The organism is Sphingosinicella sp. CPCC 101087, assembly GCF_004151485.1.
Classification (GTDB): domain Bacteria; phylum Pseudomonadota; class Alphaproteobacteria; order Sphingomonadales; family Sphingomonadaceae; genus Allosphingosinicella.
This window is the reverse complement of sequence record NZ_SBFF01000009.1, coordinates 65,422-88,496: the sequence shown is the minus strand read 5'-3', so window position 1 is coordinate 88,496 and position 23,075 is coordinate 65,422. Positions and strand designations below refer to the sequence as shown.

Below are 23,075 nucleotides of genomic sequence, written 5' to 3'. Positions count from 1 at the left end.
GGCCTACGCCGGGGAGCGCCCCCGATCAATGTTACCGTCATCGATCAATGCGGCGCCTTGGGCGTCTCCATCAGCTCGACGAGAACGCCGCCCATATCCTTCGGGTGCACGAAGATGACGGGCGTCCCGTGCGCGCCGATCCGCGGCTCGCCGAGCACCCGCGCGCCCTTCGCCTCCATCTCGGCCTTGGCCGAATCGATGTCCGGCACCTCGAAGCAGACATGGTGCTGCCCGCCCTGCGGGTTCTTCTCGAGGAACTTCGCGATCGGCGAACTCTCGCCGAGCGGCTCGAGCAGCTCGACCTGGCTGTTGGGCGTGTCCACGAAGCAGACCCGCACGCCCTGCGGCGGCAGGTCGAACGGCTCGTGGATCTTCGTCGCCCCGAGCAGGTCGCGATAGATCGCCACGCTCTTTTCGATGGAAGGGGTGGCGACCCCCACATGGTTTAACCGGCCAAGCTTCATAACAGGTCCCTGAGGTCGAGGTCGAAGAGGAGATCGGCGGCGACGATCGCCATCAGCACGAAGGTGGCGGCGTGGATCGCCAGCATGGCGCCGAATTTGGCGCGGTCGTCGTCGCGTTCGATATAGGTCCGGTAGACCGGCAGCCGGCCCTGCTGAACGCCGCGCACGATCCGCAAGGCGATGACCGGAAGCAGGACCAGAGCGACCAGCCCGACGAACATCTCTTCCGGCTGGAAGGCTTGCATCGCTCAGCACCAATCCCTGGGCGCGCTACCGGTTCTGACGAATCGGCCGCCGCGATACACGTAGGTGTCGGTGAAGCGCTCGCTCCCGTCATAGACCACATCGAAGGAGCGCCCGCGCTCGACGTTCAGGATCTGACCCTCGATCGAACGGACCTCTGAACCATCGACGACGGCTCCGCTATTTTCGTAGGCGAGGGGAACGGTTGCAATCAATTGCGGGCCCTGCGGCGTCAGCTCCGTCAGCATAGCCTGCGCGCAGGTGACGCCCTGCCAGGTTCCGCCCTCCTCGGTGTAAATTACCGGGAACTCGGTGAAGCGGTCCGAAACCCGCCAGCCGGCTACCTGGCCGAAGCTGCCGCCCTCGATCGCACGGGGATAAGCCTCGGCAATCGCGAAACCGCGTATGGCCGGGCGAAGGTAGTGGACGGCGATCCGACCCGGGGTGATTCGCAAGGGATGCCGGACCTGTCCTTCGCTCACGAGCACCGGTCCGAACGGCGCGTCGACGAGTTGGCTGCCTGGGAACACGATCTCCAGCTCATCGTCCTGCACGATCGGACCGTCGGGGAAGGCGGCGCGCCGGGCAGCGGCAAGCCGCTCGGCCTGACCCTGACCGGGCAAGGTTGGCGACTTCGCGGCGAGCGGGGTGGGCAATTGCGCGGGAGGCCGGCCGCGCGGGACGAACAGCCAGGCGAGCGCGCCGGCCGCGAGCAGCAGGGCCAGCGCGGCCATTCCGAGCGTCCGGCGATTCATGCCTCGGCGACCGCCATTCGCCATCATGTCTCCCGACCTTTCACAGCGGGATGTTGTCGTGCTTCTTCCAGGGGTTTTCGAGCTGCTTGTCGCGCAGCTTACGAAGGCCCAGCGCGATGCGCCGGCGGGTCGAGTGGGGCATGATCACCTCGTCGATGAAGCCCTTGCTTGCGGCGACGAACGGATTGGCGAACCGGGCCTCATATTCCATCGTTCGCTGGGCGATCTTTTCGGGATCGCCGATATCCTTGCGGAAGATGATCTCGACCGCGCCCTTGGCGCCCATCACCGCGATCTCGGCGGTCGGCCAGGCATAATTGAGGTCGCCGCGCAAATGCTTGCTCGCCATCACGTCATAGGCGCCGCCATAGGCCTTGCGGGTGATGACCGTGATCTTCGGCACCGTCGCCTCGGCATACGCGAACAGCAATTTGGCGCCGTTCTTGATGATCCCTTCATGTTCCTGCGCGACGCCTGGCAGAAAGCCGGGCACGTCGACGAAGGTGAGGATCGGAATGTCGAACGCGTCGCAGAAACGGACGAAGCGCGCGGCCTTCTTCGATGACTTGATGTCGAGCACGCCGGCCAGCACCATCGGCTGGTTGGCGACCACGCCTACCGTGCGGCCGTCGACCCGGCCGAAGCCGATGATGATGTTGGCGGCATGGGCCGGCTGAAGCTCGAAAAAATCGCCGTCGTCGACCACTTTGCGGATCAGCTCGTGCATGTCGTAGGGCTTGGCCGGGCTGTCGGGGATGAGCGTGTCCAGGCTTTCCTCGTGGCGGTCCCAGGGATCGTGGCAGGGCCGCTCGGGCAGATCGTGTCGGTTCGACAAAGGCAGGAAGTCGAAGAAGTCGCGGGTGGCGAGAAGCGCGTCGATGTCGTTCTCGAAGGCGACGTCGGCGACGCCGGACTTGGTGGTGTGGGTGACCGCGCCGCCCAGCTCTTCCTGGGTGACCACCTCGTTGGTCACCGTCTTCACCACGTCGGGTCCGGTGACGAACATGTAGGAGCTGTCCTTCACCATGAAGATGAAGTCGGTCATGGCCGGCGAATAGACCGCGCCGCCGGCGCAGGGGCCCATGATCAGGCTGATCTGCGGGACGACGCCCGAGGCGAGCACGTTACGCTGGAACACCTCGGCATAGCCGGCAAGGCTGGCGACGCCTTCCTGGATGCGGGCTCCGCCGCTGTCGTTGAGGCCGATCACCGGCGCGCCGACCTTCATCGCCATGTCCATGACCTTGCAGATCTTCTGCGCGTGCCGCTCCGACAGCGAGCCGCCGAACACGGTGAAGTCCTGGGCGAAGACGTAGACCAGCCGGCCGTTGATCGTGCCGGATCCGGTGACGACGCCGTCACCCGGAAACTTCTGCGTCTCCATGCCGAAGTCGGAGCAGTTATGCTCCACGAACATGTCATATTCCTCGAAGCTGCCCGGATCGAGCAGCACCGTCAGGCGCTCGCGCGCCGTCAGGCGCCCCTTGGCGTGCTGCGCTTCGATCCTCTTCTCGCCGCCCCCGAGCCGCGCCTGCTCGCGGCGCTTCTCCAGCTCCTCGATCGTCGTCGCCATCGGCTGATCTATTTCCTCTGTCGGTCCAGCGCGCTTCCTTATGCCCGGCGCGGGGGGGAGGCAAATGCGCGCTTGCGTCAGCGGCCCTCGAAGCGCGGCTGGCGCTTCTGCAGGAAGGCGAGCACGGCCGCCTTGAAATCCTCGGTCCACCCGGCCTCCCGCTGAGCCACCCGCTCGGCGGCGAGCGCGTTTTGGAGCGGAAGCTGGGCCGAGTCCCTCGCGAGCCGCCGGATCAGCCCCAATGCGATCGTCGGGCCCTGCGCCAGCCGCGTCGCGAGGGCCACGGATTCCGGGGCGAGGTCGGCATCGTCGACGACGCGGGAGATCATCCCCCATGCCTCGGCCTGCTCGGCGCCGATCCGTTCGCCCAGCATCATCATCTCCATCGCCCGCGCCCGGCCGGCGAGGCGGGGAAGCAGCCAGGTCGCCCCGCAGTCCGGAATCAGGCCGATATTGACGAAGGCCTGGAGGAAGTAGGCCGAGCGCGCGGCTATCACGATGTCGGCGGCGAGCGCGAGCGAGCAGCCGGCGCCTGCGGCCGGCCCGTTCACCGCGGCGACGACCGGAATGGGCAAGGCGAACAGAGTCTCGACGAGCGGGTTGAAATGCCTCTCCAGAGCAAGCCCGGCATCGTCGGGGAGGCCGCCGCCCGAAGCCAGATCGGCGCCGCTCGAGAAGCCGCGCCCTTCCCCGACGATCAGCAGGCAGCGCGCCCCTGCCCCGGGCAGGCTCTCCACCGCGGCGCGAAGCTCGTCGAGCATCTCGGCATTGAGGGCGTTGAGGGTGTCGGGCCGGTCGAGGGTGATCGTCGCCACCGCCGCCGGGCTGAGCTCCAGTCGAATATGTCGGAAATCCATCCCGGCACGCTGTCATGCCTGTGGCGGGGCCGCAATGTAGTTTCGTCGCGGCGCCTATCGCCCGGCGCTGACCCGCCACACGCTGTCCCCGACATCGTCCGCGACGAGCAGCGAGCCGTCTCGGGCGATCTGGACCCCGACTGGGCGCCCCATCGCTTCGCCTTCGTCGCTGAGAAAGCCAGTGAGAACGTCGACCGGCATGCCCGACGGGCGCCCGCCGACGAAGGGTACGAACACCACCTTGTAGCCGCTGCGGGGCCGTCGATTCCACGATCCGTGCAGGCCGATGAACGCGCCTGAAGCGAAAGCCGGGCCGAGCCGGGCGCCGCGGGAGAAGGCCAGGCCGAGCGGAGCGACATGGTTGCCGAGCGCAAAATCGGGAGAAATCGCGCGCGCGACCATGTCCGGCCGCGGCGGCTCGACCCGGCTGTCGACATGCTGCCCCCAATAGCTCCACGGCCAGCCGTAGAATCCGTCGGGCTGAACTCGGGTGAGGTAGTCGGGAACGAGGTCGCTGCCGAGTTCGTCGCGCTCGTTGACGACCACCCAGAGCTGGTCTGTGCCGGGGAGAAATTCGAGCCCGACCGGGTTGCGCAGGCCGGACGCGAAGACGCGATGGCTAGCGGTCGCGGGATCGATCTCCCAGATCGCCGCGCGCCCTTCCTCCTCGGCCATGCCATGCTCGGCGATGTTGCTGTTCGATCCGACGCCGACATAGAGGCGGCTGCCGTCGGCATTGGCGGTCAGGCTCTTGGTCCAGTGATGGTTGCGTCCGGCTGGCAGGCCGACGATGGTCCGTGCCGGCGCGTCGATCCGGGTCGCGCCCGCCGTGTAGGGAAAGGCCACCAGCGCATCGGCATTGGCGACGTAGAGCGTGTCGCCGACCAGTGCCATGCCAAACGGCGAGTTGAGCCGGGTCAGGAAGGGCGTCTTGAGCTCTGCGATTCCGTCGCCGTCCGCATCGCGAAGCAGGGTGATGCGGTTCTCGCTCGGGACGGCCGATCCGGCTTCCTTCATGAACAGGCGCATGAACATCGCGCGAAGGCCGCCCTCGCCCTTCAGTCCTTCCGGCTTGGGCGGGGCAGCGCTCTCCGCCACCAGCACGTCGCCATTGGGCAGGACCAGTAGCCAGCGAGGATGATCGAGCCCCGTGGCGAAAGCATTGACCCGGAGCCCCTCGGCGGCCACGGGTGCGGCGCCTGGCGGCCAGCCGGTCGCTTCGGCAATTTCCACCGTGGGAATTGGACTGCGCGTGGGATCGGGAAGTCGGGGCTGTGGTCCGACGCTCTCCTCGAACGCCAGTTCGGCCGTGTGGCCGCATCCGGCGACGAGCAGGGCGGCTGCCAGTGAGGCGAGCGCGCTGCGGGGTGAATGCATGTCACCCTCCTCGAATCGTTCGATGCCGCCTCCAAGTCGCGAAGCCGGCGCTTGTTCCGCAGTCCGGCTCCGCTGTTACTAGCCGGCGACGGCGCCTTCCTCCGGCGCGTGCAGGCGAAGGCGGGTGACGCGACGCGTGTCGCCCTCGATCACTTCGAGCTTCCAGCCGCTCGGATGCTCCAGCACCTCGCCCGGCTGCGGGATATGGCCTGCCAGCACGAAGGCGAGCCCTCCCAGCGTGTCGACATCCTCCTCGACCGTCCCGAGCCGCGCATCGACCGCTTGGGCGACATCTTCGAGCTCGGCGCGTGCGTCGGCGTCCCAGATCCCGTCCTCGAGGGGGATCAGGAGCCCGGGAACCTCCTCGTCATGCTCGTCCTCGATCTCGCCGACGATCTCCTCGACGACGTCCTCGATGGTGAGGAGGCCATCGGTGCCGCCGAACTCGTCGACGACGATCGCGAGGTGGATCCGCTCGCTCCGCATCCGCGCAAGCAGGTCGAGCACGCCCATGGATTCCGGCACGTAGAGCGGCGCCCGCAGCAAGTCGCGTATCTCCGAGGGAGGTTCGTCGCCGGCAACCTGCACGGCGAACACGTCCTTGACGTGGATCATGCCGACGACGGTGTCGAGGCTGTCCTCGTAGACCGGCAGCCGACTGTGCCCCGCATCGGCGAAGGCGGCGACCAGGCCGTCGAAGCTGATGTCGATCGGCACGGCGATGATGTCGCCGCGCGGCACCGCAACGTCGCCGACGGTCTTCTCGCCGAAATGCAGGATGTTGCGGAGCATCTGCCGTTCCACATGGCTGAGGTCGCCGACCCGCGGCACCTCGCCTTCGCGGCTCTCGATCGCTTCCTCGATCTCGTCGCGAAGCGTCGCCTCGCTTTCATCCCCGAACAGGAAGGCCCTCAGGCCACTCCAGAATGTGCGTCCGTCTTCTCGGTCGCCAGGACTGTCGTCTTCCATTGGCTAGGTGTTCACCTCTGTCACCTCGTAGGGATCGGCGATCCCGACCGATGCGAGCGCCTGTCGCTCGGTCTCCTCCATCAGATCCGCGTCCGCTTCGCTCGTTTCGTGGTCGTAACCTAGCAGATGAAGCGTGCCGTGCACCACCAGGTGCGAAGCATGATGCTCGACGGGCACCGCCTTCTCCGCCGCTTCGGCGGCGCAGACCCCGTGCGCCAGGACCACATCGCCCAGCATCGCCCCGGCCGGCGTGCCCAGCGCCGTCTCCTCGGCCATCGGAAAGGACAGGACGTTGGTCGCCTTGTCCTTGCCCCGCCATTGCGCGTTCAGAGCGCGCACTTCCTCGTTCGAGGTGAACTTGACGGAAACCTCGGCCTCGCCGTCGACCAGCTGCGGATATCGGCTATGCGCGATCGCCGCCCGGACCGACCGCTCGGCAAGCGCCGGCCAGTCGGTTCGACTGTCCCATTCCTCCGAGACATCGGCGTCGACCAGGATCATGTCGACTTGCCTTCATAGGCCTCGACGATCCGTCCGACGAGCGGGTGGCGGACCACGTCGCCGGCCCCGAACCGCACCATCGAAATCTTCTCTATGCCTTCGAGCCGCGCCACCGCATCGTGCAGGCCGGACTTGCCGGGCTCGGGCAGGTCGATCTGCTGCGGATCGCCGCAGACCACCATCCGGCTGCGCATGCCGAACCGGGTCAGGAACATCTTCATCTGCGCCGGAGTCGTGTTCTGCGCCTCGTCGAGGATGATGAAGGCATCGGACAAGGTCCTGCCGCGCATGAAGGCGATCGGCGCGATCTCGATCTCGCCGGAGGCGAGCCGACGTTCGACCTGCTCGGTCGGCAGCATGTCGTAGAGCGCGTCGTAGAGCGGGCGCAGATAAGGGTCGACCTTTTCCTTCATATCGCCGGGAAGGAAGCCCAGCCGCTCGCCGGCTTCAACCGCCGGGCGGGACAGGATCAACCGATCGACGGTGCCGCCGATCAGCTGCTGGACCGCCTGGGCGACGGCGAGATAGGTCTTGCCGGTGCCGGCCGGGCCCAAAGCGAAGATCATCTCGTCCCGCGCCAGCGCCTCCATGTAGACGGCCTGGGTCTTGGACCGCGGGACGATCGTCTTCTTGCGCGTGCGGATCATCACCTTGGGTGGCTCGACCACCTCCGGAGAGACAATACCCTCCAGGGTCGGCTCGCCCGACATGGCGATGATCGCATTGACCGTCTCGGCGTCGATGTCGTGACCTTCGTCGAGCCGGTTGTAGAGACCGAGCAGCACCTCGCGTGCCCGCGCCGCCGATTCCGGATCCCCCTCGATCTGCACCTTGGCGCCGCGAGCGGCGATATAGACGCCGAGCCGGTCCTCGATCGCCACGAGGTTGCGGTCGAACTCGCCGAAGAGCGGCCCGAGCAGATGCGGCTGCTCGAATTCGAGCTCCACGCGGGCGCGAGGGCCCGCTTCCACATTTTTCTTCTGGGCCAATTAAGCCGCCGTTCTCATGAGGGGGGCGCCAGCCAGGCTGTTCGGACCGGCCGACAATATCTCCACGTCGACGATCTCGCCGATCGCGGTCGAGGTCTCGAGATGGACCGACTGGAGCCAGGGCGACTTGCCCACCAATTGCCCGGGCTTGCGCCCGGCCCGCTCGAGCAGCACCTCGGTGCGGCGGCCGACGCTCGCCTGGTTGAAGGCGAGCTGCTTCTCCCTCAGGAGTGCCTGCAGCCGTTGCAGTCTTTCGTCCATGATCTCGGCCCCGACCTGTTCGGCCATGTCCGCCGCCGGGGTTCCGGGGCGCGGCGAATATTTGAACGAGAAAGCCTGCGCATAGTTCACTGCTTCGACGATCCGGAGCGTCGCTTCGAAATCGGCCTCCGTCTCGCCGGGAAAGCCGACGATGAAGTCGCCGGACACAGCGATGTCGGTCCGGACGGCGCGGACGCGTTCGATGATCCGCAAATAGCTGTCGGTCGTATGGCTGCGGTTCATCGCCTTGAGGATCCGGTCGCTTCCGGACTGCACCGGCAGGTGCAGATAGGGCATCAGCTTCGGCACCTCGGCATGGGCGCGGATCAGATCCTCGGCCATGTCGTTGGGATGGCTCGTCGTATAACGGATCCGGGCAAGTCCCGGCAGCGCGTCCAGCGCGCGGATGAGTCCGCCCAGCCCCTGGGTGCGGCCATTCTCGTCCTCACCCGACCAGGCGTTGACGTTCTGGCCCAGCAAGGTGATCTCGCGGGCGCCGGCATCGGCCAGCGCCTTCGCCTCGTCGACGATCGCCGCCCAAGGACGCGAGACTTCGGCGCCGCGGGTATAGGGCACGACGCAATAGGTGCAGAATTTGTCGCAGCCCTCCTGGACGGTGAGGAAGGCGCTCGGGGCCAGCCGGCGCCGCGCGGGAAGGGCGCCGAACTTGGACGCAGCCGGCATGTCGGTGTCGACCGCGCGCTCGCCCGCCTTGGCCCGGCGAATCAGCGCCGGCAGGTTGTGGTAGGCCTGGGGGCCCACGACGATGTCTACCCCGGGAGCCCGGCGCGAAATCTCCGCACCTTCCGCCTGTGCGACGCAGCCGGCGACGGCGATCATGGGCGGCGCGTCACGCCCGACGATTCGCCCGATCTCGGAATAGACCTTCTCCGCCGCTTTCTCGCGGATATGGCAGGTGTTGAGCACGACCAGGTCGGCTTCCTCGCCGTCCGCCGCCGCGGCCAGGCCTTCCGCCTCCAGCAGTTCGGTCATGCGCTCGCCGTCATAGACGTTCATCTGGCAGCCGAACGACTTGACCTGGAAGGTTCTGGGATTCCGGATCTTCATCGGCGGCCATATAGGGGCTTGGCCCCGACACCGGAAGGCGCGGCATTCGCCGGCGCGGCCAGCCCGAGCGCCTCGACGATTTCGGCCTGCGCCCGCGCGGCGAGGATCTTTCGGTCCCCGGCGCGGTTCGGATCGACCGGCTCGAGGAAGCGCAAGATCACCGGGATGGAGCCGGGCCGACGCATGACCCTGCCGGCATTGGCGCCGGCCGGCTCTGCCCCCACCCAGGCGATCTCCTTCGCCGAGTCGCCATAATCGATCGCCACCGGCTGCACCTTCACGCCATCGAGAGGCGGGAAGAGCGAGGCGAACAGGCTCGGGCGGAACGGAAGGACCTCGTGTCCACCCTCGGTCGTCCCTTCGGGAAAGAGCGCGACGGCGCGTCCGGACCGGAGGGCCCGCCGGAGCCGGTCGGCCTGGCCGTGTACCTCGCGGCGCGCCTGCCGGGCGACATAGATCGTGTCGTTGAGGCCCGCAATCCAGCCGACCAGCGGCCATCCCTCGACATCGTCGCGCGAGACGAACGCGGCGCCGGTGGCGCTGCCTAGGGCGAGGATATCGAGCCAGCTCACATGGTTGGAGACATAGAGGACGTGACCGGCCAGCGGGCGGCCTTCCACCCGGACCCGCAGCCCTGCGTTCCAGCTCGCCCATTTGAGAAACAGTCGCGGCCAGGGAGAGGGGCGGCGAGCCAGCTTCCAGAGCCCGTGAAAGGGAAGGCAGGCGATCAGCCCCAGCGCGATCGCCGCCGTCCGAAAGATCAGGCGGAGCGACCCCAGGCCGGGCGAACGCGCCCCGCCCTGGTCAGTGATCGCGGCTAAGGGCGACGCCGTAAAGCTCCATCCGGTGGTCGACCAGCCGGAAGCCGAGTTTCTCGGCGATCCGCCGCTGAAGCGCCTCGAGCTCCTCGTCGGCGAACTCGATGACGTTGCCGGTCTCGACGTCGATCAGATGATCGTGGTGCGTTTCGGCGGCCGCCTCGTAACGGGCGCGCCCGTCGCCGAAATCGTGCCGCTCCAATATGCCGGCTTCCTCGAACAGGCGAACCGTGCGGTATACCGTGGCGATGGAAATTCCCGGATCGATGGCGGAGGCGCGCGCATGCAGCGCTTCAACGTCGGGATGGTCTTCCGCTTCGGACAGGACGCGGGCGATCACCTTGCGTTGCTCGGTGATGCGCAGGCCCTTTTCCGCGCAGAGTGCTTCGATGTCGATGCTGCGTGCCATGTCGATGCCTCGTTAGAGCAGATAGGCATCCAATTCCAACCCTGCAACGCCGTCAGCGTGCGGGCCTTCAAGACGCCGCCCCCTTACTGTCCGCAATCGCGATCCGCCGGGCCTCGACCCGAGGCCTCCCGATCGCCGGAGGGGACGGCGCTTGTTCAAACCTTCAGCCGACGCCTCTCGCTTTCGGCCGGGCCGATTACTTCCGGCCGGTGCCGGTACGGCGGCGCTTCGTCCCAAGTCCGATCTTCTTCGCAAGCGTGCGGCGCTGCTCGGCATAATTGGGGGCGACCATCGGATAGTCGGCATTGAGACCCCATTTCTGCCGGTATTCGTCCGGAGTCATGTTGTAGTGGGTCATCAGATGCCGCTTCAGCATCTTCAGCTTCTTACCGTCCTCGAGGCAGACGATATAGTCGGGCTTGATCGAGGATCGGATCGAAACCTTGGGCTCGGGCCGAGGCGCGGGCTCTTCCTTGCGGTCGCCAAGACCGCTTAGCGCGGTGTGAACGTTACTGATCAGCAACGGCAGGTCGGAAACGGCGACGCTGTTGTTGCTGACATGAGCCGACACAATGTCGGCCGTGAGGGTGATCAACGTCTCCCCAAAATTGTCCTGGTTTTCCATGTGTCGGTACAACTTTCCATGTGTCCAAAGGGACCCGCCATTGGCCGTGGCAGGCCACCTAGGCGATAGGTCCGTTTTGACCCGTTTGACAAGGACTAATGCAGGCGTCCGTGTCTCAGTTGGGGTAACTCACGATTTTGGCCATGGTCAGGGCGTCGAAGCAGCGCATGTCTGGGCCGCTATAGTAATTCCGCCGGCGGCCAACCAAGGCGAAACCGTATTCCTCGTACAGTTTGACGGCATGGTTACCATCTCGGACTTCCAGATGCAGGCGTTCTGCTCCCCGTATCTTGGCTTCGTCGATAAATCGCTCGACGAGCAACTTGCCCACCCCCCGCCGCTGCGCCGCCGTGCGGACGGCCAGAAGAAGAAGTTCGGCTTCATTGGCCACGATGCGCGAGAGGCTGAAGCCGATCACACCGCCGCGGTCGCGTGCGAGATCGAGCCAAACGCCCGGCATCGGCAGCAGGCCGGCGCATTGCGCGGCCGTCCAGGCTTCGCCGTAGGCCGGGTCGAAGCTGTCCGCCATGACGTCCATGACGGCGTCGAGGTCGACGAGGCCGCCCGGGGAGATGAGGGTGTCCGGCCTGCTCATGTCATCGGCCGGGCGTCGGGCGGTCGCCCGTAGATCGGCCGGGCGGGGAGCCCGCACAGGTCCGGCGGCAACAGCCGGGCGTCGGCAGCGCGCGGAAGCGCATCGATCCACCGGCCGTGGCCACGAGCAGAGACCAGGGCCTCGGCGCCGGAGCCGACGACGAGCGGCGCGCGCACCTGCACGGCCGCGGCTTCCGGAGCGAGCGAGCGTAGGTCGTCGATCGGCGAAATCGGGTCACCGGCGAAGCTTTGCACGAAAAGCTCGCCATGTCCCCCCTGGAGGGCTGCTGCGACCTCGCTTTCCCCGCTCGCAGCCGCGAGCAGGGCGAGGGACGAGTAGCCGGCAAGCGGAACGGCCCAGCCGATCGACAGGCCATGGGCCGCGGCGAGGCCGACGCGCACGCCGGTGAAGCTGCCGGGACCGCAATCGACCAGGATCGAGCCGGGTCGTCGGCCGTCGAGCAGCTCGGCGATCATCGGCACCAGCCGCTCGGCATGGCCGCGCCCGACCAGTTCGTGGCGCTCGGCCTCGATGGTCCCGTCGTGCCGGATCAGAGCCGCGGAGCAGGCTGCCGTGGCGCTGTCGATCACCAGCTGCATGCAAGAATCCCGATCGTCATGAAGCCACCGTCACTCCCGCGGCGGCGGGAGTCCAGCGTCCCGGGCGGGTTCCATGCTGGCCAGGCTAGACGGCCTCGACCGTCTCGACCTCCGGCACATAATGTTTGAGCAGGCTCTCGATCCCCTGCTTCAGGGTCATGGTCGAGGACGGGCAGCCCGAGCAGGCGCCGTGCAGCGCCAAATAGACGGTGCCCTCACGAAAGCCGCGATAGACGATGTCGCCGCCGTCTTGCGCCACGGCGGGGCGTACCCGCGTGTCGATCAACTCGCGTATCTGGGCGACTATCTCGTCATCGGCCGGGTCGCTCTCCATTTCCGGGTCGGGCGCAACCGATATGCCGGCGGCGCTGCCCGCGCGGAACAAGGGTGCGCCGCTGGCGAAATGATCGAGCAGCACTTCCAGGACCTGCGGCTTGAGCAGCCGCCACTCGACGCCGGGCGCTGCGGTCACCGAGATGAAGTCGCGACCGAAGAACACGCCCTGGACCTCGCCCGTCGAGAAGATCGCCTCGGCGAGCGGCGATGCCTCCGCCTCCTCGGGCGTGGCGAAGTCGCGCACGCCATGGTCCATCACCGTGGTGCCGGGAAGGAACTTCAGGGTGGCCGGGTTCGGCGTGGTTTCGGTCTGGATCAGCATGAGGGGCATGTGGGCCGTCGAAGAGAGCCGATCAAGGGCCAAGCTCGGTTCGGGCGAGGATGGAGATCACTGTCGGAAAAGCCGGCCGGCTCGGCGAAGCTCCAGACGATGCAGCGCGGCTGCCTGGCCGTCAGAAGTCGACCTTGTCGTAATGGGCCGGCGGCATGATCACCTCCATCCGCTCGGCGAGCAGGGGACGGAAGCTGGGGCGGGACTTCATCACCGCATACCAGTCGGCGGTCTGCTTGTGGCCGCGCCAGTCTACTCCGCCGAGATAGTCGGCGACCGACAGCTGCGCCGCGGCGGCAAGATCCGCCAGGGTCAGCGCGGGGCCGGCGAGCCAACGGCGATGGTCGAGAAGATAGTCGATATAGTCGAGATGGCCGTTGGCGGCCATCATCGCCTTCCTAAGTTCGCCCGTGTCCGGCGGCGCCCGGTTGACCAGGCGCTTGCGCATCCTCTCTTCCATCAGCGGCGCGACCACCTCCCGATGAAACCGGCCGTCGAACCAGGCGACCAGCCGGCGGACCTCGGCGCGATCCATCGAGGTGCCGGGGATCATCGGCGCGCGCTCGACCGTCTCGTCGAAATATTCGCAGATCGCGCCGGAATCGATCAGCACTGCCCCCTTTTGCGCCTCGACGAGCACCGGGGTTTCTCCGGCCGGATTGAGATCGGAGAATTCATCGTCCTCGACCCAGGGAGAAACGCGCTTGAGTTCGTGCGCGATTCCCTTTTCGGCCAGCATGAGCCGAACCTTGCGGGAGAATGGACAGAGAGGGAATTGATAGAGCTGCCACATGGACAGCCGCTCTTTAGACGACGTGCCGCCTCAGTCCACAGGGCATTTTTCCCAACCCGCCAGATCCCGGTCAATCTGCCGGATAATAGGGATCGTCGTAATAGGGGTCGTCATACTGGGGATCGTCGTAGGCGTACGGCTCCGGCCGATCATATCGATCGATCGCCGTGCCGAGCGCCCGTTCGAGCTCGCGCACCGACCGGGCGAGGGAAGGCGCCGCCGCGGCGAAGGCGCCCATCATGCGGCTGACGTCGGCCGTCGCACCGTAGATCGATCCGCGGAGGCGTTCCTCGAAATAGGGATCGTCGCGGCGACCCAATTCGCGCAGCGTCCGTCCGGGCACGCCGTAGCCCGGCCGCCGGCCATAAGGATCGGCCGCGTCGATCAGCGGCCCGACATCGAGTTCCATCAGCGCTCCGACCGATCGGTCGAGCACGGGCGCCATCGCCTCCACCTCGCCCGGGTGGGGGATGGAGCGCACAATCTCCGCCTCGAGCGGATCCGTCACCGGCGCCTGCGCGGCGGCCGGCGCGGCGAGCGCGGCTGCGGCGGCAACGAACAAAAGCTTATGCATGAGTACAGGCCTCCTCATCGGCAAGTGCCAGGCGCGGCGGAACAACGCACCGCGAGACGAGTCGGTTGCCCTATGCCCTGCACGGTATGAGCCGAGGCTGAACGGCCGGCCGCTACAACCATATTGGCAACGGGAGGCACTCTGCTAAGGCGGCGAAAATCTCCTGTCAGGGATCCTGAATGACCTTCCTCCAGCTGCTGATCATCGCCGTCGTCCAGGGCGTCACCGAGTTCCTGCCTATCTCCTCGTCCGGGCACCTGATCCTCATTCCCTTCATCACCCAGATGCCGGACCAGGGGCCGCTGATCGACGTCGCCGTCCATATCGGATCGCTGCTCGCCATCATCCTCTATTTCTGGCGCGAGGTGCTTGGCCTCGCCCGGGGCGGATTCGCCACGGTCGGCCTTGGACACAATCCCGAGCAGAAACGGCTCTTTTGGTGGATCGTGGTCGGTACCATCCCGGCCATCGTCCTCGGCTTGTTCCTCAAGCAGGGCGGCTATCTGGAAGGCTTCCGATCCACGACGCTGGTTGCCGTAAACCTCATCGTCTACGGCATCCTGCTCGGGGTGGCCGACTGGGTCGGGCCGCGCCGCAAGCGCTACGAGGACATGACCCTGAGCGATGCGGTGATCGTCGGCCTTGCTCAGGCACTCGCCCTGATCCCCGGCACCAGCCGCTCGGGCGTTACCATGACGGCCGCTCGCTTTCTCGGCTATGAGCGGGTCGAGGCGGCGCGCTTCTCGTTCCTCCTCTCGATCCCCGCCGTCGCCGGTGCAGGGACGCTGGCGGTGCTCGATCTCGCCGAAGCGAGTGCGGCGATGCAGTGGGACGCGCTCGTCGCCGGCGCGCTGACCTTCGTTTCCGCCTTCGCCACGATGGCCTTCCTGATGCGCTTCCTGCGCCATGCCTCGATGCTCGTGTTCGTCCTATACCGCGTCGGGCTAGGCGTCCTGCTGCTCGCGCTCTTCTGATGCGACGCAAGGCCCGCCAGGCGAGCAAGCCCGAGAACCGGCCACGCTTCTGGGGACGGCACGCGGTCTCCGCTGCGCTCGCCAATCCGGAGCGCGAGATCGTCCGGCTGTGGGTGACGCGCGAGGCGGCTTCAACGCTGCCGATCGCGTCTTCCATCTCGGTCACCTTTGCCGACGCCGCGGATCTGGGCCGGCTGGTGCCGCGAGACGCGCCACATCAGGGGGTGGTGGCGGAGGTCGAACGGCTGCCCGACATCCTGCTCGCCGAACTGCTCGACCAGGCGGTGGACCACCGGCCGCTGCTCGTCCTCGACCATGTCACCGATCCTCACAATGTCGGCGCGATTCTGCGGTCGGCGGCGGCGTTCGACGCGCTCGGGCTGGTGACCCAGGATCGCCACGCGCCGCCGGAATCCGGCGCGCTCGCCAAGTCGGCGAGCGGTGCCCTGGAGTCTGTGCCGTGGGTGCGGGTCGTGAACCTCGCACGCGCGCTCGACGAGATCGCCGAGGCCGGTTTCTGGCGGATCGGACTCGCCGGCGAGTCCGAGACGGCGCTCTCCGAAGCGCTGGGGCCGCGGCGGGTTGCGCTGGTGCTGGGCGCCGAAGGGGAGGGCTTGCGGCAGAATATCGAGGCGCATTGCGATGCGTTGGCGCGCCTCCCGATCAGCGACCGGATCGAAAGCCTCAACGTATCCAACGCGGCCGCGATCGCCCTCTATGCGGCCTCGGCCCCGACCGGCCGTCCCCCGGGGGCCTAATCCTCAGGCGCAATCTGGACGCGCAGGCCGTCAAGCTCCGGCTTGAACTCGATCTGGCAGGAGAGGCGGCTGGTCTCGATCCGATGATCGGACGTGTCGAGAAGATCGCTCTCGTCGGCATTGGCCGGGCCGACGGCATCGATCCATTCCGGATCGACATGGACGTGGCAGGTGGCGCAGGAGCAGCAGCCTCCGCAAAGAGCGAGCAGCTCGTCGAAGCCGCTGTCGCGAATATTCTCCATCACGCTCCAGCCCACGCGGCCTTCAACGGTGGATTCCGCGCCGTCGCGCGTGACGATGGTAAGCTTGGGCATTCGGACTTCCCGCAAGAAAGGAGAGGCGTTCGCGGCGTCCTATGCTAGGCGACGGCGCACAGCGCAAGGCGGCGAGCAGTATGGGATTGACGGCAGATCGACTGAAGGCTTCGCTCGACGCGCTTGGCGACATCGAGCCGGCTTTCGCTTCCGCGATCGCGCGAATCGGTTATCCCGCCCCCCGGATCCGCGACCGCGGCTACGAGACCCTGGTACGGGCGGTCGTCGGGCAGCAGGTCAGCACCAAAGCGGCTGCGGCGATCCTCATCAAGGTGGACGCGGCGACCGGCGGCCTTGGCGATCCTGCCAAGGTGGCGGCCACCAGCGACGAGGCTTTGCGCGCCGCCGGCCTGTCCCGGCAGAAGATCCTCTACGTGAAGAGCCTCGCCGAGGAAGTGCTGTCGGGCCGGCTCGATTTCGCCGCCTTGCCGGAGGATGACGAGGAAGCGATCGCCCTGCTTACCCGCGCCAAGGGCATCGGCCGCTGGACCGCCGAGGTCTATCTCCTCTTTGCCGAAGCGCGGACGGACGTCTGGCCGGCGGGCGACCTCGCCGTCCAGGTCGAGATAGGCCGGATCCTCGGCCTCGAGGAGCGCCCGACCGAGAAGCGCGTGCGTGAACTCGCCGAGCCCTGGCGGCCTTATCGCGGCGCCGCGGCGATCTTCGCCTGGCACCATCGGCACGTCGTTCCCGTCTGATCCCGGGCCTCAGGCCGGGCGCGCCCGCCGCCTTTCCGCAAGCCGCTCGCGGAGCAGCTCGTCGAGTTCGTCCAGGGTGAACGGCTTCTCGAGCACCCGCACCTCGTCCCCGGCGGCTGCGCGCAGCGCCCTCAACGCGGCGTGGCCGGTCGAGAAGATGATCGGCAGCTCGGGATCGATCGCGGCCACCTCCCGCGCCACTTCGCTCCCGTCCATTCCCGGCATCACATAATCGAGAATGATGAGGCTCGGCGCCCGCTCGCGCACGAGTTCGAGCGCAGTCGGACCGTCGGCCGCCTCGCGCACGGTATAGCCAAGCTCGGCGAGCGCCCTGGCGATGGTAGCGCGCACCGACGAATCGTCGTCGACGACGAGAATCATCCGTCTACTTCCGTCATGGGCGCGGGTCCGTACGGGCACGGGCGCAAAAGCTCAACCGGGGAGGTGGCCTGTCGGTTCCGAAGGTTATTCGGCGGCCTGGCCGAAATAGGCGTCGTTGCCGGCGCCCTGGCGGAGCAGGGGAAAGGCGTCCTGATATCCATAGTCGACGACGGCCCGGAGCCGATAAGACGTACCGGCCGGCGGCCGACGCGGCGGCGCAGGAACCGGGGGTATGATCCGCGGGCGACCCTGCGGGCGGCGAACGACCATGTCGCGGAACCATTCGCCGACATAGGTACCGTCGAAGCGGTGCACGCGGCAGCCGACGATGCGTCCAAGCGGCGTTCCATCGAGATCGTAAATATAGGTCTCGAAGACGAATCCGACCGGATCGCCGTCGGTGCTGTAGACGTACATGGCCATGGAACGCTGCCCCCGGAAGAGTTCGGCCGGCCGCCCGAGGCCCGCCCCGCAAAGAAGTCGTGGAAACAGTCGATTACATGCCTGTACGCGCTATGAACGGGAAGCCATGACGTCGTCTGCTGCGATGGGTGGTTTTCACAGAACGACAGGCGGATGGGTGTCGCCCTGTCGGAACGCGGTCCTGCCTCAAGTCGTTGCACGCGCGTCACAAATGGAGAGAATCATGAATCCGAGTGCCATCCTGCTCGCCATTGCTTCGGTCGGCGTCGTCGCCGCGCCGGCCGCAGGCCAGAACAGCACCACCCCGCCTCCGGTGATCACGGTCCCGCCGCCGACCCAGACGGAAGTTCCGCCTGCGCCCCCCTCGCCCGGTCAGCAGGGCTCGACCGAGCCTGCGAGCCCGCCCGCCGAGTCGGTCGAGCCATCTCCGCCGCAAGATGTGGTCGTTGCGCCGCAGCCGGATCCGGTCTCGGCCGAGCCGGTGACCATCGACCCCGATGCCGCTTATCCGGAGGGCTTCGCCGATCCCGAAGATCCCTTCGCCAACGACATGGCGGATTCCTATCGTCGAGGCGAGCGCGGCTTCGACTGGGGCCTGCTCGGCCTGCTCGGCCTGCTCGGACTCATCCCGCTTTTCCGGGGGCGCGCCGGCGAGCGGATCGTCTACGTCGAGCGCGACGACTCCCGGAGGGGGTAAGCGAGGGATAATCATTCCCCTCCCGCCGGACGGCGGGAGGGGAGGGATTCAGCGGGCGTCGACCAGGACGATCTCGGCCTCTGCGAGCGCCTTCACCGTCAGCTGCTCGACGCCGGTGACTGCGACTCCGTCCCGCGGCTCGGCGGCGACGCCGTTGACCTCGATTGGTCCGCGGGTCGCGACCAGATAGACGTGGCGGGTCGGATCGAGCCGCAGCTCGGCCGTCTCGCCCCTGGCGAGCGTCGCGCCCATGACGCGAGCGGCGGCATTGATACGCAGCGCCTCCTCGTCTTCCTCATAGCCGCTTGCCAGGGTAACGAATCTGCCGGAACGCTCCGCCTTGGGGAACTTCATCGCGCCCCAGCTCGGCTCCGCGCCCGGCCGGTCGGTCTGCACCCAGATCTGGAACAGGGTCGTCGTCTCGTCCTCCAGATTATATTCGGCGTGCTGGACTCCGGTCCCGGCGGACATCACCTGGACGTCGCCGGCTTCGGTCCGGCCCTTGTTGCCCATCGAATCCTGATGGGTGATCGCTCCGTTGCGGACGTAGGTGATGATCTCCATGTCCCGATGAGGATGGGGCGGGAAGCCGGAGCGTGCGCCGATCTCGTCGTCGTTCCATACCCGGATCGCGCCCCAACCCATGCGCTGCGGATCGTGATAGCCGGCAAAGGAGAAATGGTGGCGGGCATCGAGCCAGCCATGCTGGGCATGGCCCAGACTGTCGAATTTCCTGATCTCGATCATGGTGCCTTCTTTCGTGCCGGCGGCGCCAAGGCGGCCGGGCCTGTTGCTGGACAGTTGGACGAACGCGCTTTGGTCAGGCAGCGAGGGCGGCCTCGCCGCCTGCCAATGCGCGGAGCTGCGCGGTTGCGGCGCCGATCGAGGCTTGCGCGGCCTCCGGTCCGAAGCCGAGCTTCTCGGCCCGCACCCATTGCACGTCGTCGATTCCCATGAAGCTGAGCAGAGTGCGCAAATGCGGCTCCTGGCCGTCCAACGGCGCCGCCGCGCCCTCGCTATAGAGTCCGCCGCGGCTCTCGATCACGACTGCCTTCTTGCCCTTGAGCAGCCCTTCCGGGCCCGCCTCCGTGTAGCGGAAAGTGATACCGGCGCGAAGCACATGGTCGAACCATGCTTTCAGGGTCGAGCTCATGCCGAAATTGTACATGGCCGAGGCGATGACGATGAGGTCGGCCGTCTGGAGCTCGGCGACCAGGCGGTCGGAAAGGGCCTGCGCGGCCTTCTCCGCGTCGGTCGCGGCGACGGCGCGAATGCCGTCGACGGTCTCGGCGGTGAGATGCGGGATCGGATCCGCGCCGACGTCGCGGCGGACGATCTTGATCCCGGGATGAGCTGCGCGCAGCCGGGCCTCATAATCGTCCGCAAGGCGGTTCGACACCGACCGCTCGGACTGGGCGCTGCTGGTGACGATGAGCACGTTCTTCATGACATTCCCCTTTTGGATGGCGTTGCCTGGGGAGATGTAATCGGCTAGCCCTGTTGCCTGTAGAGCATCAGAACGCATCATGGAGTTGCGGAAATTGGAACGCAGATCGATCGATCTGGTCGACGTGCTCGCCTTCGTCAGGGTAGTCGAGACCGGCTCGTTCGCCCGTGCAGCCGAGCGATTGAGCCTGTCCAAGCCGGTTCTCTCACGCCGAGTCGCCCGGCTCGAAGAGCAGCTTGGCGCACGCCTGCTCACCCGCACGTCCCGCGGCGCGCAGCCGACCGACATCGGCCAGACCTATTATTGCCGCGCCGCCAACATTCTGGCCGAGCTGGAGGCTGCGCAGGAGGTGGTGGCCGAAGCGGTAACCCAGGTCGCCGGGCCGATTCGAATGACGGCGCCGCTTTCGTTCGGAATCATGCATCTCGCGCCAGCCTTGACCGATTTCGCGGCGCTCCACCCCAAAGTGGACCTCGACGTGGAGTTCGAGGATCGCACCGTCGACCTCGCCGGCGGCGGCTATGACCTCGCGGTGCGGATCGGCATTCTCGCGGATTCCTCACTCGTTGCCCGTCGGATCGCGCCGGTCCGCAAGGTCGTCGTCGCGAGCTCCGACTATCTCGAGCGGCGCGGTCGGCCGGCGGCGCCCGCCGATCTCGCCGGGCACGACATTCTCCATTATGCGGCCGAGCCTTGGCGCTTCCTGGTCGAAGGAAAGTGGGAGAGCGTTCGCGGCTCGGTGCGGCTGCGTTCGAACAATGGCGAGCTGTTGCGGGCCGCGGCGCAGGCCGGACTCGGCATCTGCGTCCTGCCTTCGTTCATCGCCGCCCCCGGCATCGAATCGAGGGAGCTGGAGCCGGTGCTGCTCGATTTCCCGCTCGAGGAAGCAGGCCTTCATGCGGTGATGCCGCCCGGGCGAGCCGCCACCGCCCGGGTGCGCGCCCTGGTCGATTTCCTCGTCGCGCGCTTCGGGCCGGAGCCGGCCTGGGATCCGTGCTGGATGGCGGGGCACCGCTGACGCCGGGTCGGTCGAGTCTGGACGCGGGAGGACGACGCGTTAAGAAGCTCCATCTCCGCCAGACAAGGATAAAGCCTTGAAGTCCTATCTTCCGCTGCTCGCCCTCCTCCTTGCCAGCGCCTCCACGGCCGCGGCCTCCTACCAGACCACCGCTCCGGCGGTCGCACCGAACCAGGCCGCGTCGGCGACCGCCGCCGCTCCGGCCGCGGAGGATGCCCGGCTCAACGCCTTCCTCGATGCGGCGTTCGACGCCCAGGTGGCGCTGAACCCGCAATTCCTGACGAGTCTCGGCAGCAAGGAGCAATATGACCGGCTCAACGACTATACGGACGCGCACCAGCAACGGCAGCTCGCGCTTGCGGAGCAGCAGCTTGCCGAGCTGCGTTCGACCTTCGATCCCGAGCGCCTGAGCCCGGCCGGCCGACTTTCGTACCGCCTCTTCGAGGAAGAGGTCGAGCGCGAGCGCGACGCTTTCCGCTGGCGCTGGCACGGATTCCCGGCAACCAACAATGGCAGCCCGATGGGCAGCATCCCGGTCTTCCTCATCAACAATCACCGCATCGACAACGTTCAGGACGCCGAAGCCTATGTCGCGCGGTTGCGCGAGGTGGAGCGGGTCATGGGCGAGATCAGCGCCAACATGCGCCATCAGGCCGAGCTTGGAATCGTCCCGCCGCGCTTCAATTTCGAACCGGTCCGCGCCGACGGGCGCCGGATCCTCACCGGCGCGCCCTTCACGGACGGCGAAGACGGCGCGGTCTTCGCCGATTTCAAGCGCAAAGTGGGAGCGCTCGAGATCGGGCAGGCTGAGAAGGACCGGCTGGTCGCCGCCGCGCGCGAGGCGCTGACCGGCCCGTTCCGCCGCGGCTACGAGACGATGCTGGCGACGCTGGACGCCATCGAGCCGCAGGCGACCGGCAACAATGGTGCCTGGAACCTGCCCGAGGGGGCCGAATTCTATGCCCAGCGGCTGCGCCAATCGACCACTACCGACCTCGGCGCCGAGCAGATTCACCAGATCGGCCTTCAGCAGGTCGCACGCATCCATGGCGAGATGGAGCGGATCAAGGCCCAGGTCGGCTTCACCGGCACGCTCCAGCAATTTTTCGAGCACATCAAGTCGAGCGGCGAGTTCAAATATCCGAACACGTCCGAGGGGCGGGAGCAGTATCTCGCCGACGCGCGGCGCTTCATCGCCCAGGTGATGGAGGCCGCTCCGCAATGGTTTGCCCGGCTGCCGCGCGCGCCACTCGAAGTCCGCGCTGTCGAGGCGTTCCGGCAGGAGACCGCGGCGGTGGCCTTCTACAACCGCCCCTCGGCGGACGGTTCGCGTCCCGGAATCTATTACGTCAATCTTGCCGACATGAACCAGGTGCTCCGGCCGCAGACCGAGGCGATCTCCTATCATGAAGGCGCGCCCGGTCATCATTTCCAGATAGCGCTGGCGCAGGAGTTGCCCGGCGTGCCGAAGTTCCGCCGCTTCGGCGGCTACGGCGTCTACAGCGAAGGCTGGGGCCTCTATGCGGAAGGCCTCGGCAAGGAGATGGGTTTCTATCAGGATCCGATCTCCGAATTCGGCATGTACTCGACCCAGCTCTGGCGCGCGATCCGGCTCGTCCTGGACACCGGGATCCATCATCACCGCTGGACCCGTGAGCGCGCGATCCAGTATTTCATGGAGAATGGCCTGCTCTCCGAGCGCGATGCCGCCAAGGAGGTCGAGCGCTACTTCAACAATCCGGGGCAGGCGACGAGCTACATGATCGGCCAGCTCAGGATCTTGGAGCTGCGCGACCGCGCCCGCGAGCAGCTCGGAGATCGTTTCGACATCCGCCAGTTCCACTCGGTGGTGCTGGAGAATGGCGCCGTGCCGCTCGATGTACTCGAGGATCTGGTCGATGCGTGGATCGCGGAAAGGAGGAACGGCTGATGGCCGACACCTCACCCCCCGATCGGTTGTCGAACAATCCGCGAAACCCCCATTTCGACGCGACGGCGCTGCAGCGCGGAGTCGGAATCCGCTTCAAGGGCCGCGAGCGCGAGGACGTAGAGGAATATTGCGTCTCCGAAGGCTGGATCCGGGTCCAGGCCGGCAAGGCGGTGGATCGTCACGGCATGCCGGTGACGGTTAAGCTGTCCGGCCCGGTCGAGACCTGGTGGCGCGACGAGGCCGAGACTTCCGCCGAGGGCTGATGCCCGATGCCTGGTACGACCGGAGATTGGCGCCT

At 67.0% G+C, this 23,075-nt stretch carries 30 protein-coding genes; 7 read left to right on the top strand and 23 right to left on the bottom strand.

Annotation, left to right across the window (positions count from 1 at the left end; all coding sequences use genetic code 11):
* Positions 1-44: 44 nt before the first annotated feature.
* The 18 genes from mce to EKM57_RS14795 form a co-directional block, all read right to left on the bottom strand.
* Positions 45-464, bottom strand: coding sequence for a methylmalonyl-CoA epimerase (mce, locus tag EKM57_RS14880; RefSeq protein ID WP_129793311.1), 420 nt, complete (start codon positions 462-464; stop codon positions 45-47).
* Positions 461-709 carry a hypothetical protein gene (locus EKM57_RS14875; RefSeq protein ID WP_129793310.1) on the bottom strand — a complete coding sequence of 83 codons (249 nt, stop codon included), beginning with the start codon at positions 707-709 and terminating at the stop codon, positions 461-463. Before EKM57_RS14875 ends, mce begins: the two co-directional genes overlap by 4 nt.
* Positions 710-712: 3 nt before the next feature.
* A complete protein-coding gene (locus EKM57_RS14870; RefSeq protein ID WP_129793309.1) occupies positions 713-1,462 on the bottom strand; it encodes a hypothetical protein in 750 nt (249 codons plus the stop codon).
* Between the two features lie 40 nt (positions 1,463-1,502).
* Complete coding sequence (locus EKM57_RS14865; RefSeq protein WP_129793308.1) at positions 1,503-3,035, bottom strand: acyl-CoA carboxylase subunit beta; 1,533 nt, start codon at positions 3,033-3,035, stop codon at positions 1,503-1,505.
* 77 nt (positions 3,036-3,112) lie between these two features.
* Positions 3,113-3,892: an enoyl-CoA hydratase-related protein gene (locus EKM57_RS14860; RefSeq protein WP_129793307.1), complete on the bottom strand. Its 780-nt coding sequence runs from the start codon at positions 3,890-3,892 to the stop codon at positions 3,113-3,115.
* A gap of 54 nt (positions 3,893-3,946) precedes the next feature.
* Positions 3,947-5,269, bottom strand: a complete 1,323-nt coding sequence (locus EKM57_RS14855) for a sorbosone dehydrogenase family protein (RefSeq protein WP_129793306.1) — start codon at positions 5,267-5,269, stop codon at positions 3,947-3,949.
* 78 nt (positions 5,270-5,347) lie between these two features.
* Entirely contained in the window at positions 5,348-6,238 is an 891-nt protein-coding gene (locus EKM57_RS14850; protein ID WP_129793305.1) for a hemolysin family protein, read from the bottom strand.
* A gap of 3 nt (positions 6,239-6,241) precedes the next feature.
* A complete protein-coding gene (gene ybeY, locus EKM57_RS14845) occupies positions 6,242-6,739 on the bottom strand; it encodes an rRNA maturation RNase YbeY (protein WP_129793304.1) in 498 nt (165 codons plus the stop codon).
* Positions 6,736-7,710 (bottom strand): PhoH family protein, encoded by a 975-nt coding sequence (locus EKM57_RS14840; RefSeq protein ID WP_371414151.1) that lies wholly within the window; start codon positions 7,708-7,710, stop codon positions 6,736-6,738. The genes ybeY and EKM57_RS14840 overlap by 4 nt, the downstream gene beginning before the upstream one ends.
* A gap of 18 nt (positions 7,711-7,728) precedes the next feature.
* A complete protein-coding gene (gene miaB, locus EKM57_RS14835; protein WP_129793302.1) occupies positions 7,729-9,057 on the bottom strand; it encodes a tRNA (N6-isopentenyl adenosine(37)-C2)-methylthiotransferase MiaB in 1,329 nt (442 codons plus the stop codon).
* Positions 9,054-9,677, bottom strand: coding sequence for a lysophospholipid acyltransferase family protein (locus EKM57_RS14830; RefSeq protein WP_371414150.1), 624 nt, complete (start codon positions 9,675-9,677; stop codon positions 9,054-9,056). Before EKM57_RS14830 ends, miaB begins: the two co-directional genes overlap by 4 nt.
* 184 nt (positions 9,678-9,861) lie before the next feature.
* A complete protein-coding gene (locus EKM57_RS14825; protein WP_129793300.1) occupies positions 9,862-10,284 on the bottom strand; it encodes a Fur family transcriptional regulator in 423 nt (140 codons plus the stop codon).
* Between the two features lie 196 nt (positions 10,285-10,480).
* Complete coding sequence (locus EKM57_RS14820; RefSeq protein ID WP_129793299.1) at positions 10,481-10,909, bottom strand: MucR family transcriptional regulator; 429 nt, start codon at positions 10,907-10,909, stop codon at positions 10,481-10,483.
* A gap of 115 nt (positions 10,910-11,024) precedes the next feature.
* Positions 11,025-11,504 carry a ribosomal protein S18-alanine N-acetyltransferase gene (gene rimI, locus EKM57_RS14815; RefSeq protein ID WP_129793298.1) on the bottom strand — a complete coding sequence of 160 codons (480 nt, stop codon included), beginning with the start codon at positions 11,502-11,504 and terminating at the stop codon, positions 11,025-11,027.
* Positions 11,501-12,103: a tRNA (adenosine(37)-N6)-threonylcarbamoyltransferase complex dimerization subunit type 1 TsaB gene (gene tsaB, locus EKM57_RS14810; protein ID WP_129793297.1), complete on the bottom strand. Its 603-nt coding sequence runs from the start codon at positions 12,101-12,103 to the stop codon at positions 11,501-11,503. The genes rimI and tsaB overlap by 4 nt, the downstream gene beginning before the upstream one ends.
* A gap of 85 nt (positions 12,104-12,188) precedes the next feature.
* Positions 12,189-12,761: a NifU family protein gene (locus EKM57_RS14805; RefSeq protein WP_129793462.1), complete on the bottom strand. Its 573-nt coding sequence runs from the start codon at positions 12,759-12,761 to the stop codon at positions 12,189-12,191.
* Positions 12,762-12,891: 130 nt separating this feature from the next.
* Positions 12,892-13,563, bottom strand: coding sequence for a glutathione S-transferase family protein (locus tag EKM57_RS14800; RefSeq protein ID WP_129793296.1), 672 nt, complete (start codon positions 13,561-13,563; stop codon positions 12,892-12,894).
* 70 nt (positions 13,564-13,633) lie between these two features.
* On the bottom strand, positions 13,634-14,137 hold the full coding sequence (locus tag EKM57_RS14795; RefSeq protein ID WP_129793295.1) for a hypothetical protein: 504 nt from the start codon (positions 14,135-14,137) through the stop codon (positions 13,634-13,636).
* Positions 14,138-14,316: 179 nt separating this feature from the next.
* Here EKM57_RS14795 and EKM57_RS14790 point away from each other — a divergent pair, with 179 nt between their 5' ends.
* Together EKM57_RS14790 and rlmB are read left to right on the top strand one after the other, a co-directional pair.
* Positions 14,317-15,111, top strand: a complete 795-nt coding sequence (locus EKM57_RS14790) for an undecaprenyl-diphosphate phosphatase (protein ID WP_129793294.1) — start codon at positions 14,317-14,319, stop codon at positions 15,109-15,111.
* Positions 15,111-15,869 carry a 23S rRNA (guanosine(2251)-2'-O)-methyltransferase RlmB gene (gene rlmB, locus EKM57_RS14785; RefSeq protein ID WP_129793293.1) on the top strand — a complete coding sequence of 253 codons (759 nt, stop codon included), beginning with the start codon at positions 15,111-15,113 and terminating at the stop codon, positions 15,867-15,869. The genes EKM57_RS14790 and rlmB overlap by 1 nt, the downstream gene beginning before the upstream one ends.
* On the opposite strand, the gene EKM57_RS14780 is transcribed toward rlmB, so the two are convergent.
* On the bottom strand, positions 15,866-16,183 hold the full coding sequence (locus EKM57_RS14780) for a 2Fe-2S iron-sulfur cluster-binding protein (protein ID WP_129793292.1): 318 nt from the start codon (positions 16,181-16,183) through the stop codon (positions 15,866-15,868). The genes rlmB and EKM57_RS14780 overlap by 4 nt on opposite strands.
* A gap of 80 nt (positions 16,184-16,263) precedes the next feature.
* Here EKM57_RS14780 and EKM57_RS14775 point away from each other — a divergent pair, with 80 nt between their 5' ends.
* Positions 16,264-16,881 (top strand): DNA-3-methyladenine glycosylase, encoded by a 618-nt coding sequence (locus EKM57_RS14775; protein ID WP_129793291.1) that lies wholly within the window; start codon positions 16,264-16,266, stop codon positions 16,879-16,881.
* A gap of 9 nt (positions 16,882-16,890) precedes the next feature.
* On the opposite strand, the gene EKM57_RS14770 is transcribed toward EKM57_RS14775, so the two are convergent.
* Entirely contained in the window at positions 16,891-17,262 is a 372-nt protein-coding gene (locus tag EKM57_RS14770) for a response regulator (protein WP_129793290.1), read from the bottom strand.
* Positions 17,263-17,346: 84 nt separating this feature from the next.
* Positions 17,347-17,685 (bottom strand): 4-fold beta flower protein, encoded by a 339-nt coding sequence (locus EKM57_RS14765; RefSeq protein WP_129793289.1) that lies wholly within the window; start codon positions 17,683-17,685, stop codon positions 17,347-17,349.
* 223 nt (positions 17,686-17,908) lie between these two features.
* Between EKM57_RS14765 and EKM57_RS14760 the strand changes: the two genes are divergently transcribed.
* Complete coding sequence (locus EKM57_RS14760) at positions 17,909-18,382, top strand: hypothetical protein (protein WP_129793288.1); 474 nt, start codon at positions 17,909-17,911, stop codon at positions 18,380-18,382.
* A 48-nt stretch (positions 18,383-18,430) separates the two neighbouring features.
* Here the strand turns inward: EKM57_RS14760 and EKM57_RS14755 are convergent, their stop codons facing one another.
* Positions 18,431-19,129: a pirin family protein gene (locus tag EKM57_RS14755; protein ID WP_129793287.1), complete on the bottom strand. Its 699-nt coding sequence runs from the start codon at positions 19,127-19,129 to the stop codon at positions 18,431-18,433.
* A gap of 73 nt (positions 19,130-19,202) precedes the next feature.
* Entirely contained in the window at positions 19,203-19,829 is a 627-nt protein-coding gene (locus tag EKM57_RS14750; protein WP_129793286.1) for an FMN-dependent NADH-azoreductase, read from the bottom strand.
* A 94-nt stretch (positions 19,830-19,923) separates the two neighbouring features.
* Between EKM57_RS14750 and EKM57_RS14745 the strand changes: the two genes are divergently transcribed.
* The 3 genes from EKM57_RS14745 to EKM57_RS14735 all read left to right on the top strand — a co-directional run bounded on the left by EKM57_RS14745 (position 19,924) and on the right by EKM57_RS14735 (position 23,040).
* Positions 19,924-20,847, top strand: a complete 924-nt coding sequence (locus tag EKM57_RS14745; RefSeq protein WP_206185450.1) for a LysR family transcriptional regulator — start codon at positions 19,924-19,926, stop codon at positions 20,845-20,847.
* Between the two features lie 76 nt (positions 20,848-20,923).
* Positions 20,924-22,777, top strand: coding sequence for a DUF885 family protein (locus EKM57_RS14740; protein WP_243451064.1), 1,854 nt, complete (start codon positions 20,924-20,926; stop codon positions 22,775-22,777).
* A complete protein-coding gene (locus tag EKM57_RS14735; RefSeq protein ID WP_129793284.1) occupies positions 22,777-23,040 on the top strand; it encodes a DUF3297 family protein in 264 nt (87 codons plus the stop codon). The genes EKM57_RS14740 and EKM57_RS14735 overlap by 1 nt, the downstream gene beginning before the upstream one ends.
* Positions 23,041-23,075 lie beyond the last annotated feature (35 nt).